The sequence below is a fragment of the Aeromicrobium sp. genome, from assembly GCF_049586495.1.
Lineage (GTDB): Bacteria > Actinomycetota > Actinomycetes > Propionibacteriales > Nocardioidaceae > Aeromicrobium.
In genome coordinates, this window is sequence record NZ_JBAVCB010000079.1 from 1 (window position 1) to 11,391 (window position 11,391).

8 protein-coding genes are annotated in these 11,391 nt (G+C 66.2%); 3 read left to right on the plus strand and 5 right to left on the minus strand.

Annotation, left to right across the window (positions count from 1 at the left end; genetic code table 11):
* From arc to WB508_RS04525, 4 genes are all read right to left on the minus strand, one after another.
* Positions 1 to 1,535, minus strand: a 1,535-nt coding sequence (gene arc, locus WB508_RS04510) for a proteasome ATPase (RefSeq protein WP_423843688.1), incomplete at its 3' end; no start/stop codon positions are given.
* Positions 1,536 to 1,599: 64 nt separating this feature from the next.
* Complete coding sequence (locus tag WB508_RS04515; RefSeq protein ID WP_423843689.1) at positions 1,600 to 2,481, minus strand: tRNA (adenine-N1)-methyltransferase; 882 nt, start codon at positions 2,479 to 2,481, stop codon at positions 1,600 to 1,602.
* Positions 2,478 to 3,410, minus strand: a complete 933-nt coding sequence (locus tag WB508_RS04520) for a site-2 protease family protein (protein ID WP_423843690.1) — start codon at positions 3,408 to 3,410, stop codon at positions 2,478 to 2,480. Before WB508_RS04520 ends, WB508_RS04515 begins: the two co-directional genes overlap by 4 nt.
* 20 nt (positions 3,411 to 3,430) lie before the next feature.
* Positions 3,431 to 4,072, minus strand: coding sequence for an HAD family hydrolase (locus WB508_RS04525; RefSeq protein WP_423843691.1), 642 nt, complete (start codon positions 4,070 to 4,072; stop codon positions 3,431 to 3,433).
* A 123-nt stretch (positions 4,073 to 4,195) separates the two neighbouring features.
* On the opposite strand from WB508_RS04525, the gene metH reads away from it, so the two are divergent.
* Together metH and WB508_RS04535 are read left to right on the plus strand one after the other, a co-directional pair.
* A complete protein-coding gene (gene metH, locus WB508_RS04530) occupies positions 4,196 to 8,008 on the plus strand; it encodes a methionine synthase (RefSeq protein ID WP_423843692.1) in 3,813 nt (1,270 codons plus the stop codon).
* A 20-nt stretch (positions 8,009 to 8,028) separates the two neighbouring features.
* Entirely contained in the window at positions 8,029 to 8,895 is an 867-nt protein-coding gene (locus WB508_RS04535) for a PAC2 family protein (protein WP_423843693.1), read from the plus strand.
* 42 nt (positions 8,896 to 8,937) lie between these two features.
* Here the strand turns inward: WB508_RS04535 and mshC are convergent, their stop codons facing one another.
* A complete protein-coding gene (mshC, locus tag WB508_RS04540) occupies positions 8,938 to 10,161 on the minus strand; it encodes a cysteine--1-D-myo-inosityl 2-amino-2-deoxy-alpha-D-glucopyranoside ligase (RefSeq protein ID WP_423843694.1) in 1,224 nt (407 codons plus the stop codon).
* Positions 10,162 to 10,236: 75 nt separating this feature from the next.
* Between mshC and corA the strand changes: the two genes are divergently transcribed.
* Positions 10,237 to 11,196 (plus strand): magnesium/cobalt transporter CorA, encoded by a 960-nt coding sequence (gene corA, locus WB508_RS04545; protein WP_423843695.1) that lies wholly within the window; start codon positions 10,237 to 10,239, stop codon positions 11,194 to 11,196.
* Positions 11,197 to 11,391 lie beyond the last annotated feature (195 nt).

Genomic DNA, 11,391 nt, shown 5'->3' on the forward strand with positions numbered 1-11,391 from the left:
GCCTGCAGCATGTGCTGCACCCGCAGCCCACGCTGACCGTGCTCCAGCAAGTCCTTGATGGCCATCTTCTTGGCGCGGTCGACGATGTTCTGGATCATGGCGCCGGAGTTGAAGTCCTTGAAGTACAAGATCTCCTTGTCGCCGCCGGCGTACGTGACCTCGAGGAACTGGTTGTCCTCGCTCTCGGTGTACATGCGCTCGACAGTGCTGCGGATCATGCCGGTCACGCAGGCCTGGCGGTCTCCGCCAAACTCGGCCAGATCGTCCTCGTGCAGCGGAAGTCCAGCGGTCAGGTACTTGCTGAAGATGTCGTCGGCCGCCTCCGCGTCGGGTCGTTCGATCTTGATCTTCACGTCGAGTCGGCCGGGCCGCAAGATGGCCGGATCGATCATGTCCTCACGGTTGGACGCACCGATGACCAGCACGTTCTCCAGGCCCTCGACGCCGTCGATCTCGCTGAGCAGCTGCGGCACGATGGTGTTCTCGACATCGGAGGAGACGCCCGAGCCCCGGGTACGGAACAGCGAGTCCATCTCGTCGAAGAAGACGATGACCGGAGTGCCCTCGCTGGCCTTCTCACGAGCGCGTTGAAACACCAGCCGGATGTGGCGCTCGGTCTCACCGACGTACTTGTTGAGCAGCTCGGGGCCCTTGATGTTCAGGAAGAACGAGCGGCCCTCCTCGCCGGTCTTCTCCGACACCTTCTTGGCCAGGGACGCCGCGACCGCCTTGGCGATCATGGTCTTGCCGCAACCGGGCGGTCCGTACAGCAGCACACCCTTGGGCGGCTTGAGCTCGTGCTCGATGAAGATCTCCGGATGGAGGTACGGGAGCTCGACGGCGTCGCGGATCGATTCGATCTGGCCGCGCAGGCCGCCGATCGACTCGTAGTCGATGTCAGGGACCTCTTCGAGGACGAGGTCCTCGACCTCGCTCTTGGGGATGCGCTCATACACATAGCCGGAACGGGAGTCCAGCAGCAGTGAATCGCCCGGACGCAGCTTGGTGCCGGTGAGCGACTCGGCGATCCGGACGATGCGTTCCTCGTCGGCGTTGCCCATGACCAACGCGCGCAGGCCGTCTTCGAGGACCTCCTTGAAGGAGACGACCTCGCCGACCTCCTCGAACGCCAGCGCCTGGACCACGTTCATGGCCTCGTTGAGGATGACCTCCTGGCCCTTGCGCAGTTCGTCACGGTCGACAGTGGGGCTGACATTGACTCGCAGCTTGCGGCCGCCGGTGAACACGTCGACCGACTCGTCATCGTTGACCTGCAGGAAGGTGCCGAAACCGGTGGGCGGTTGAGCCAGGCGGTCGACCTCTTCCTTGAGGCCGACGATCTGATCGCGCGCTTCGCGCAAGGTGGATGTGAGCCGATCGTTCTGCGTCGTGGTGGCTGACAAACGGGCCTCGAGATCACGCAGTCGCGCATCAGTGGAGCTCTCGCCGCTGAGTCGGCGCCGCAGGTGCTCGACCTCGGCGCGCAAGTAGGCCAGCTCCTGTTCAGGGCCACTGGTGTGGGTTTCGTCGTTCATCGCCACCTCCTGCTCGTGGAAATGACCCTACCCGCCCAGACCCCGCCGGTCCGGTCATGTTCGGTTACGACGACGTGTCGATCTGGGAACCGAAGGGACGCGGTCCGGTGTAGTCCGGGCCGTAAGCGCCGGGCGCGGGTCGACGCGAGCGCTCCAGCGTGTGCTGCCCCGGAGCCATGCGGCGCGCCGTCGCCAGGTACGCGGTGTGGCCGTTCATGCGGTGATCGGGCCGGACGGAAAGGCCTTCGAGGTGCCAGTCGCGCTGCAGGGTCTCCCATGCAACGGGCTCGGTGAAGCTGCCGTCCTCGCGCAACGACTCGACGAAGCGCGACAGCTGTGTGGTGGTGGCGACGTAGGCGCAGACGATGCCACCGGGCACCAGTCGTTCCACCGCGAGCGGGATGCAGCTCCACGGGTCGACCATGTCGAGGATCAGACGGTCGATCTCGGGCTCTGCGATCACCTCACGCACGTCGCCGATCGTCAGCGTCCAGGACTCCGGTGCCCTGCCCATCGCTTGTTCGACGTTGCGACGGGCAATCTCGGCGAAGTCCTCGCGGATCTCGTACGAACCCAGATGTCCGGTGGGTCCGACGGCGCGTAACAGGTAAGTGGTCAGGCTGCCCGAACCGGCGCCAGCCTCGACGACCCGCAGTCCCGGAGCGATGTCGGCCCACATCAGGATCTGGCCCGCGTCCTTGGGGTAGATGATCGCGGCTCCACGCGGCATCGAGACGACATACTCCGACAGCAGCGGACGGAACACCTGGTACTGACCGCCCATGGACGATTCGATGACGATGCCCTCGGGCTGGCCGAGGATGTCGTCGTGCCGGACCTGGCCCTTCTTGGTGGAGAACTCGGCGCCTGATTTCAGGGGGAAGTTGTGCTTGCGCCCCTTGGAGTCGGTGAGCCGGACCCACTCCCCCTCGATCAGCTGATTCATCGGGCACTCCGGTAGGCGGCGTCGATGGCGTCCCGGGTGAGTACGCCGACCAAAGATCCGTCGGAGTCCACGAGCGCGTACTCCTCGGCGGGTTGGGCGGCGACGCGGCGCAGCAGCTCCTGGCCACGCAGGTCGGCGTCGAGTCGCACGGCATGAGCGGGCGCCGGAACCGGCGCCGCCAGGTCGCGGGCGACCAGTCCGTCAACCCTGCTGCGACGCGACGCGTGATGCAGGGCCTGGCTCGACCCGGTCCACAGGAACCACGCGACCAGAGCAGCCACGATCAGGTCGACGGCGTAGGTCTCGTTGCGCGGTCGCAGACCGGCCCACACGACGGCCGCAACGGCGGTGAGTCGTCCGATCCAGGCCGCTACGTGAATGCCGAGGATCTCGCGACCGGTGATGGCCCAGATGAGGGCGCGCAGCACGCGGCCGCCGTCCAGTGGCAGTCCGGGAATCATGTTGAACGCGGCGACCAGCAGGTTGACCAGCCCGATCGCCGCGAGCAGTGTCGCCGCCGTTCCCTCCAGACTGCGGCCGATGGCCAGGGCGATGACGCCGATGGCGGCCGACGTCAGGGGGCCGACGATGGCGATCCACAGTTCTTGGAAGGGGCGGCGGCTCTCGCCCTCGATGGACGTCTCGCCCCCCAGGAGGTGCAAGGTCACCGAGTGGACCCGCATGCCAAAACCCCGGGCGGCGGCCACGTGGGCCAGCTCGTGCACCAAGACCGACACGTAGAGACCAAGCACGAATCCCGTGGCGACGAGGTAGGGGTTGGTGTCGGTGCGACCGTCGAAGCGGCCTGCGAACACGACGATCAGCACGGCGCCCATGACCAGCAACGACGGGCGCACCAAGACGTCGACGTCGCCGGTTCGCCACAACCGCCACGTGCCAGCCGGTCGAGACGTCGGTCGGGGCTTCACGGCTCCAGTCTGCCGCATGGTCAGGTGAACACGGACAGCAACGCGACCGCATCGATTCCGGACAGCGTCGGCAGAGATCGACGTCGGTGCTGATCAGGCACGAGCACCATGTGCGGCACGACGACGACGTCGCACCCGGCGGCGTTGGCAGATGCGGCACCCGTCGGCGAGTCCTCGATGGCGAGGCAGTCAGCCGCCGACACGCCGAGTCGTTCTGCGGCCAGCAGATAGGGGTCGGGATGTGGCTTGGGGCGGGGCACCGCGTCGCCGGTGACCACAGCCTGGAAAGGTAGCGCTGCGACGATCGGCGCCGCGATCGGCACGTACGACATCGTGACCAGCGCCTGCGGCATCCCCCGATCCGACAGTGCGGTGATCAGCTCGACTGCCCCGGGCCGCCATGGGACATCTGCCTGCAACGCCGCGACCAGGCGGGTCACGAGGTAGTCGACCACCTGCTCGGCGCTGAGCGACAGGTCCAGCCGGGTGCGGATGTACTCGCCGCTGGCGATCAATGAGTTTCCGACGAGCTGCAGGGCGTCTTCGTGAGTCCACTCGGCGCCATGCTCGGCTGCGAGCTCGTGCTCGGCGGCGATCCACATCGGCTCGGTGTCGACGATCGTGCCGTCGAGGTCCCACAGGACGGCCGCATAGTCCTTCACCCCGACACGATAGCGACGTGGCACAATGAAGACTCCGTTCGGGATCCCCCGAGGCCTAGGCGAGCCCGCCGCCGGCTGGCGATCCCCAGCGTTCCGCCCGACAGCCGTCAGAAGGAATGCTCCATGGCCACACCCGATTCCAGCGCGGTGCACCACCGCCCGGACGCCACCGACGATCTCGTCACGGCTCTGCAGACTCGCATCCTGATCCTGGATGGCGCCATGGGAACTGCCATCCAGCGCGACCGGCCTGACGAGGCCGGCTACCGCGGCGAACGATTCAAGGACTGGCCGAGCGATGTCCAGGGCAACAACGATCTGCTGTCCATCACTCAGCCCGAGATCATCGCGGACATCCACCGCGAGTACCTCGAGGCGGGCGCGGATCTGATCGAGACCAACACTTTCAACGCCACGACCATGTCGTTGAGCGACTACGGCATGGAGGAGCTGGCCTACGAGCTGAACGTCGAGTCGGCCCGCCTGGCCCGCCTCGCAGCCGACGAGATGACTGAACGGACGCCTGATCGGCCGCGCTACGTGGTCGGTGCCATCGGTCCGACCAGCCGCACCGCGTCGATCTCCCCCGATGTCAACGACCCCAGCATCCGCAACGTCACCTTCGACGAGCTGGTCGTGGCCTATCTGCAGCAGGCGAACGGCCTGGTCGATGGCGGCGCCGATCTGCTGATGGTCGAGACCATCTTCGACACGCTCAACGCCAAGGCCGCGATCTTTGCGCTGGAGACCCTGTTCGAGGAGCACGGTCGCCGCTGGCCCGTCATCATCTCCGGCACCATCACAGACGCCTCGGGCCGCACCCTGTCGGGTCAGACCACCGAGGCGTTTTGGCATTCCGTGCGGCACGTCAAGCCCCTGATGGTGGGTCTGAACTGCGCGCTCGGCGCCAAGGAGATGCGCCCCTACATCGGCGAGATCTCGCGGATCGCCGACACGTACGTCAGCTGCTATCCCAATGCCGGACTTCCGAATGCGTTTGGCGAGTACGACGAAGCGCCCGAGGAGACCGCGGCCATCGTGTCGGAGTTCGCTGACGCCGGCTTCGTCAATCTGGTTGGTGGCTGCTGTGGAACCACGCCGGCTCACATCGCCGAGATCGCCAAGGGTGTGGAGGGCAAGGCGCCACGCATCCCGGTCGAAGCCGGGTTGGCGCTGCGGCTGTCGGGCCTCGAGCCCTTCTCGGTGGTGGAGGAGTCGCTGTACGTCAACGTCGGCGAGCGCACCAACATCACCGGCTCGGCGCGCTTTCGCAACCTGATCAAGGACGGCGACTACCCAACAGCACTGAACGTGGCTCGCCAGCAGGTCGAGAACGGTGCGCAGGTCATCGACATCAACATGGACGAAGGCATGATCGACGGCGTCGAGGCGATGAACCGCTTCACCCGTCTGGTGGCCACCGAGCCCGACATCTGCCGTGTGCCGACCATGATCGACTCCTCCAAGTGGGAGGTCATCGAGACGGGCCTCAAGAACGTGCAAGGCAAGTCGATCGTGAACTCGATCTCGATGAAGGAGGGAGAGGAGAACTTCGTCCGCCAGGCCGAGCTGTGTCGCAAGCATGGCGCCGCGGCCGTCGTGATGGCCTTCGACGAGGACGGGCAGGCCGACAATCTCGAGCGCCGCAAGAAGATCTGCGAACGCGCCTATCGGATCTTGGTCGACCAGGTCGGCTTCCCGCCCGAGGACATCATCTTCGACCCGAATGTGTTCGCGGTGGCCACGGGCATCGAGGAGCACGCCAACTACGGCGTCGACTTCATCGAGGCGACCCGCTGGATCAAGCAGAACCTGCCGGGCGCTCTGGTGTCCGGCGGCGTCTCGAACGTCTCGTTCTCCTTCCGCGGCAACAACCCGGTCCGCGAAGCCATCCACGCGGTGTTCCTGTACCACGCGATCGCCGCTGGAATGGACATGGGAATCGTGAACGCTGGCGCCCTGGTGCCGTACGACGATGTCGATCCGGTGCTGCGCGAGCGCATCGAGGACGTCATCTTGAATCGTCGTCCCGACAGCACGGAGCGACTGCTGGAGATTGCCGCCGACTTCGCCGGCGACGGCCAGCCCAAGGAGGTCGCGACCGAGGAGTGGCGATCGCTGCCAGTCACCGAACGCATCACCCACGCCCTGGTCAAGGGCATCGATGAGTTCGCCGAGACCGACACCGAGGAGCTTCGGGCCGAGATCAGCGCCCGTGGTGGCCGGCCGATCGAGGTCATCGAGGGACCGCTCATGGACGGCATGAACGTCGTCGGTGACCTGTTCGGCGACGGCAAGATGTTCTTGCCCCAGGTGGTCAAGTCGGCTCGGGTCATGAAGAAGGCGGTGGCCTACCTGCTGCCGTTCATCGAGGCGGAGAAGCAGCCCGGCGACGCTGACCGAGCCAAGGGCAAGGTCGTCATGGCCACGGTTCGCGGCGACGTGCACGACATCGGCAAGAACATCGTCGGTGTCGTGCTGCAGTGCAACAACTACGACGTCGTCGATCTCGGTGTCATGGTGCCGGCCCAGAAAATTCTCGACACCGCGCGGGAGGAAAACGCCGACGTGATCGGCCTGTCCGGCCTCATCACGCCCTCACTGGAGGAGATGGTGAACCTGGCCGTCGAGATGGAGCGTCAGGGCTTCGAGATCCCGTTGCTGATCGGTGGCGCCACCACGTCGCGCGCCCACACCGCCGTGAAGGTCGACCAGAAGTACCACGGTCCGGTCGTGTGGGTAAAAGATGCCTCCCGCTCGGTGCCGGTCGTGGCGGCGCTGCTGTCTGACGAGCAGCGCGAGAAGCTCATGGCGGACACGTCGGCGGACTACGAGGGCCTGCGTGAGCGGCACGCTTCGCGGCAGGACACGCGCAAGCTGCTCACTCTCGACGAGGCCCGCGCCAAGGCCGTACGAATCGAGTGGGAGGGATACACCCCACCGCGTCCGCGCATGCTGACCCAGCAGTCGAAGGACGTCTGCATGGGCCCGGACTGCGATCACCGGCACGGCGAGGTGACCCAGTTCGTCAAGGTGTTCACTGACTACTCGCTAGAGGAGCTGCGCGACTACATCGATTGGCAGCCGTTCTTCAGCTCGTGGGAGATGAAGGGCAGATACCCCGACATCCTCAACAACCCGTCGACCGGTGAAACCGCTCGCAAGCTGTTCGACGACGCGCAGGAGATGCTCGACCAGATCATCGAGGAGAAGTGGATCCAGGCCAACGGTGTGTTCGGACTGTTCCCGGCGAACCAGGTGGACCGTGACGACATCGCGGTCTACACCGATGAGACGCGGTCAGAGATCCTGACGACGTTGCACCAGCTGCGCCAGCAGACCGAGGGTCGCGAAGGCACGGCCCGCAAGTCGCTGGCGGACTTCGTCGCGCCGAAGTCCACAGGACTGCGCGACTACGTGGGTGCGTTCGCCGTGACGGCGGGCGTTGGCATCACCGATCGGATCGTGGCGTTCAAGGCGGACATGGACGACTACAACGCGATCCTGCTCGAGTCCTTGGCGGACCGTCTGGCCGAGGCTTTCGCCGAGCGGATGCACGAGCGGGTCCGCAAGGAATTCTGGGCTCACTCCCCCAACGAGTCGTGGAGCAACGAGGAACTCATCAAGGAGAAGTACGACGGCATCCGTCCGGCTCCGGGCTACCCCGCCTGCCCCGAACACACCGAGAAGAAGACGATCTGGGAGCTGCTGGACGTCGAGGCCAAGACCGGCATCCAACTGACCGAGAGCATGGCGATGTGGCCCGGTGCGGCCGTCAGCGGGTTGTACTTCTCGCATCCAGAGTCCCAGTACTTCGTGCTGGGCCGCATCGCGCGCGATCAGGTGCACGACTACGCCGATCGCAAGGGGTGGTCGTCGACCGAGGCCGAGCGGTGGCTGGCACCCAACCTGTCCTACAGCCCCGAGGGCGAGTGACGCGGGGATAGGCTTGCCGGGTGAACGAGGGGACGAATGACGGCGTCGACATCCCGCAGCTGCGCAACCCGTGGATGGTGGCGGCGTTCGAGGGTTGGAACGACGCCGCCGATGCAGCGTCCGGCGTCGTCGACCACCTGATCGACGACTGGGACGCCGAGCTGTTGATGGAGCTCGAACCCGAGGACTACTACGCTTTCCAGGAGCACCACCTGCGGCCCCAGGTGCACCAGGGCGAGCTCGGCGAACGAGCCATCACCTGGCCCACGCCGCGCCTGTACGTCGCGCATCCACGCAAGTCCGACCGAGATGTCCTGCTGTTGCGCGCTCCTGAGCCGAGCTTTCGCTGGAAGGCGTTCTGCTCCACCGTGATCGGCGTTGCCAGGCTGGCCGGCGTCACCGAGCTGTACACGCTGGGCGCGCTGCTGGCCGATGCGCCGCACACGCGCCCGGTCCCGGTCAGCGGTTCGACCAACGATCCGCAGATGATGGATCGCATGTCGCTGGAGCCCTCGCGCTACAGCGGGCCGGTCGGCATCACCACGATCCTCAACGACTTCGCCACCGATCAGGGAATCGCCACCGCGACGCTGTGGGCAGCAGTCCCCCACTACCTGGCCGAACCGCCGTGTCCCAAAGCCACGTTGGCGCTCCTGGGCGCGCTGGAGGATGCCGCTGGGCTTCCCCTGCCGCAAGGGATCCTCGTCGAGCTGGCCGAAGCGTGGCAGCGTGGCGCCGAAGAGCTGACCGAGCGTGACTCTGACATCGCCGAGTACGTGGAATCGCTGGAGAACGAGCGCGACACCAGCGATCTGCCCGAGGCCAGCGGCGACGCCATCGCCAAGGAGTTCGAGCGATATCTACGACGACGCACCGACGAGGACTGACCGCCGGCCTCTGGCGGTGCGCTGGTGCCTGGCATCAGCAGGTCAGAGGCTGATGCCGAGCAACGCGTCGAGCGCGGTACGCACCGTCGTCGAGGCGCGGGGGTCGTGTCCCGCGCCTGCCGCCCACTGATCAACGGCCCGCAGGGCAGCCGGGGCGTCGAGGTCGTGAGTGAGTGCGGCCCGCAGGGCGCTGACCATGTCGTCGCCAGCGGGCCCTTCAGGTCGATCCACGGCGATGCGCCAGGCGGCGAGTCGCTGTTCGGCGACGACCAGCTCGGCCTCGAACCACTCCCAGTCGCTGCGGTAGTGGTGGGCCAGCAGCGCCAGACGGATCGCCACCGGGTCGCGTCCGGCCTCGCGGAGGGCTGACACGAGCACCAAATTGCCCTTGGACTTGGACATCTTTTCGCCGTCGTAGCCGACCATGCCGGCGTGCACGTAGGAATGAGCGAAATTCTCTCCGGTGGCGACCACGGACTCCGAACGAGACATCTCGTGATGCGGGAACACCAGGTCCGACCCCCCGCCTTGCACGTCGAAGCCCGTACCGAGGTGCTCCAACGCGATGGCGGCGCACTCGACGTGCCAGCCGGGACGGCCGCGGCCCAGCGAGGTGTCCCACGCTGGCTCGCCGGGGCGCTCTGCCTGCCACAGCAGACAGTCCAGCGGGTGCTTCTTGCCGGCCCGCTCGGGATCTCCTCCGCGTTCGCCGAAGACCTGCAGCATGGTGGTCTCGTCGTAGCCCGACACGGCGCCGAAGTCAGCGTCGGCGTGCACATCGAAGTAGAGGTCGTCGTCGACGCGGTACACGGCTCCGGCGGCGTCGAGCTGGCCCACCATGTCGACCACGAGGTCGATCGACTCAACCGCTCCGATGTAGTGGTCGGGAGCGAGGACACGCAATGCAGTCATGTCGGTACGGAACAGCTCAATCTGGTTCTCGGCGAGCTCGGCCCAGTCGATTCCGGTCGCGGTCGCGCGCTCCAGCAACGGATCATCGACGTCGGTGACGTTCTGCGTGTAGGTGACGGTGAGACCGGCGTCGAGCCACGCACGTTGCAGCAGGTCGAAGGCCAGGTAGGTGGCGGCGTGGCCCATGTGGGTGGCGTCGTAGGGCGTGATGCCGCAGACATACAGGCGGGCATGGTGGTCGGGGTCGACGGTCACCAGGGCACCGGTGGCGGTGTCGTGGACCTCGACGGCAGGACCGCGGCCGAATCCGAGGTCGTCAAGGGACGGCACGATCGGGCTCGTCCAGCTACGCATGGTTCTGAGCGTATCGACTGACCTGTTGCGGCCTGTCGTCGCCTGTCTCGTGCCAGATCGTCGGACAATGTCCACGTGATCATCGATTGTGCGGTGTACCGCGCGGGCGTGCGACAGGACACCGCGAGTGACCGAGCCTCCCTCGACGCAGTGCTGGCCGAGCTCGGCGGTGACGATTTCTTGTGGATCGGCATCAACGACCCGACCGAGAACGAGATGACCGAAGTAGGCGGGGCGTTGTCCCTGCACCCGCTGGCCATCGAGGACGCCCTCAAGGCGCACCAGCGACCCAAGGTCGAGCAGTACTCCCACCACACGCTGATCTCGTTGCGCACCGTCATCTACAGCGATGACGACATCACCACCAACGAGGTCAACATCTTCCTCGGCGCCCAGTACCTGCTCACGGTGCGCCACGGCGGCCGGGACCTGAAGGACGCCCGCCGCACCGCCGACAAGATGATCGAGCACCTCTCACACGGGCCGACGGCCGCGCTGTACGCGGTGGTCGACAGCATCGTGGACCAGTACGAGCGCGTCGCTGCGGAGCTGGAGATCGATGTGGAGGAGGTGGAGTCCTCGGTGTTCTCGGCGGAGAACACCAACGACTCGTCGCGCATCTACCGACTCAAGCGCGAGACGCTGGAGTTCCGGCGCGCGGTCATGCCGCTTCGCGACCCGATCCAACGCTTCGCCACGGGGTCGATGCCCTCTGAGTCGCAGCCATACTTCCGCGACATCTCCGACCACCTGACGCGAGCGGCTGATGCCATCGACTCGGTGGATCACTTGCTCGACAACGCGCTGAACGCCCACCTGGCGCAGCTGAGCGTCCGGCAGAACGAGGACATGCGCAAGCTCACCGCCGGTGCCACCCTCTTCGCCGTGCCCACCGCCATTGCCGGGATCTACGGCATGAACTTCACCAACATGCCCGAGCTGTCCTGGCGCTACGGCTACCCGCTGTGCCTGCTGCTCATCGCCGGGCTGTGCGGCTACGTCTACGCCCGCTTCAAGAGGTCCGGCTGGTTGTAGACGGATCAGGCTGCGTGGCGGGCGGGTTCTGCTGGGGCGGTGTGGCCGGACGGCAGGGTCCAGGTGATGACGTCGTGTGACTTCATCTGGTGGTGCAGTTCGCACAGTGGCCACAGGTTCGCCCCGACGGTCTGACCGTGGGGCCAGGGTTGTCGATGGTCGATCTGGCATTGGTCGGCGGGTCTGGTGCAGGTG

Coding starts and splice junctions, on each gene's coding strand:
- WB508_RS04515 (WP_423843689.1), bottom strand. CDS start 2,481: ATGAATCAGCTGATCGAGGGGGAGTGGGTCCGGCTCACCGACTCCAAG.
- metH (WP_423843692.1), top strand. CDS start 4,196: ATGGCCACACCCGATTCCAGCGCGGTGCACCACCGCCCGGACGCCACC.
- mshC (WP_423843694.1), bottom strand. CDS start 10,161: ATGCGTAGCTGGACGAGCCCGATCGTGCCGTCCCTTGACGACCTCGGA.